Source organism: Streptomyces albireticuli (assembly GCF_021228125.1).
Lineage (GTDB): Bacteria > Actinomycetota > Actinomycetes > Streptomycetales > Streptomycetaceae > Streptomyces > Streptomyces albireticuli.
The window spans coordinates 1-1254 of sequence record NZ_JAJQQS010000079.1 but is presented as its reverse complement, the minus strand read 5'-3'; the positions used below and the strand labels follow the sequence as shown (position 1 = coordinate 1254).

Here is a 1254-nt window from a genome sequence, read left to right as displayed (position 1 = left end):
AGACGTCGTTTCTTATGGCGTGATCGTTCGTTGAGCCGTGCATGGCGGATCTCGTGGAGCGACTGGTGCCGGACGAGTTGTGGGTGCTGTTCCGGCGGGTGGTGCCACCGACTGAGGTGATACGTCCGCAGGGCGGTGGCCGGCGTCGGGCCGGTGACCGCGAAGCCCTGGCGGCGATCATCTTCGTGGCGACGTCGGGCTGCACCTGGCGGCAGCTGCCGCCGGTGTTCGGCCCGGCCTGGCAAACGGTCTACCGACGCTTCGCCCAGTGGAGCCGGGACCGGGTCTGGGCCCGGCTCTACCGTGTCATCCTTGACGAACTCGGAGCGCGGGGCGAGCTGGACTGGTCGCGGTGCGCGATCGACTCGGTCAGCCTGCGGGCTGCAAAGGGGGGCCTTTGACGGGACCGAATCCGACCGACCGCGGCAAGCTGGGATCGAAGATTCATCTGATCTGCGACCGGAACGGACTGCCGCTGTCCTTGGGCATCTCCGGCGCGAACATGCATGACAGTCTGGGCCTGGAGCCGCTTGTGCGCGGCATCCCGCCGATCCGGTCCCGCCGTGGTCCCCGGCGTCGGCGGCCGGCGAAGCTGCATGCGGACAAGGGCTATGACTACGACCACCTGCGCCGATGGCTTCGCAAGCGCGGTATCCGCCATCGCATTACCCGCAAGGGTGTCGAGTCCTCGCAGCGGCTGGGCCGGCATCGGTGGGTGGTCGAGAGAACCGTGTCCTGGCTGGCCGGCTGCCGACGCCTCCACCGCCGCTACGAACGCAAGGCCGAACACTTCCTCGCCTTCGTCGGCATAGCCGCAGCCCTCATCGGCTACCGCCGACTGGCGGCTCTGCTCACGGCCTGAGCCGGTTCTGCTGTACGTCGAAGCAGATCAGGCCCATGGACTCCGCGACGGCCGCCGCGTAGGCCGACGCCTCCTCGGCCATGCTCCACCGCGTGGGGAAGTAGATCAGCGGACCACTGGCCTCGCCGATCAGCGGCCCGGTTGACCAGGGCGAGGTGTCCTCCTCGTCCTCAGGGAGGTCACACCACCGCTCAAGCAACGCGGCCACGTAAGCCGCGATGCGCTCGGACGGAGGCTCTTCCACCTCGCTGTCGATGTAGCGGTCGTACAGGTCGTTGAAGACCCGGCCCGCGGTCTTGTCATCCGCCGGCCTCTCGCCTTCCCAGACAGCAAGGTCATAGCTCATGTCAGGAGGCTCTCATGCCGCTCTGACAGCCAAAAGAAACGACGTC

2 protein-coding genes are annotated in these 1254 nt (G+C 67.5%); one reads left to right on the top strand and one right to left on the bottom strand.

What is annotated here, in order from left to right; translation table 11 throughout:
* The first annotated feature begins 41 nt into the window (after positions 1 to 41).
* Positions 42 to 862, top strand: a protein-coding gene (locus tag LUZ64_RS36650) for an IS5 family transposase (RefSeq protein ID WP_372472114.1) whose coding sequence is annotated in 2 segments (ribosomal slippage) — positions 42 to 389 and positions 392 to 862 — 819 coding nt in all. Because the reading frame shifts where the segments join, the coding sequence is not laid out codon by codon here.
* Here LUZ64_RS36650 and LUZ64_RS36645 read toward each other — a convergent pair.
* Positions 852 to 1208, bottom strand: coding sequence for a hypothetical protein (locus tag LUZ64_RS36645; protein WP_095583828.1), 357 nt, complete (start codon positions 1206 to 1208; stop codon positions 852 to 854). The genes LUZ64_RS36650 and LUZ64_RS36645 overlap by 11 nt on opposite strands.
* Positions 1209 to 1254: the final 46 nt, after the last annotated feature.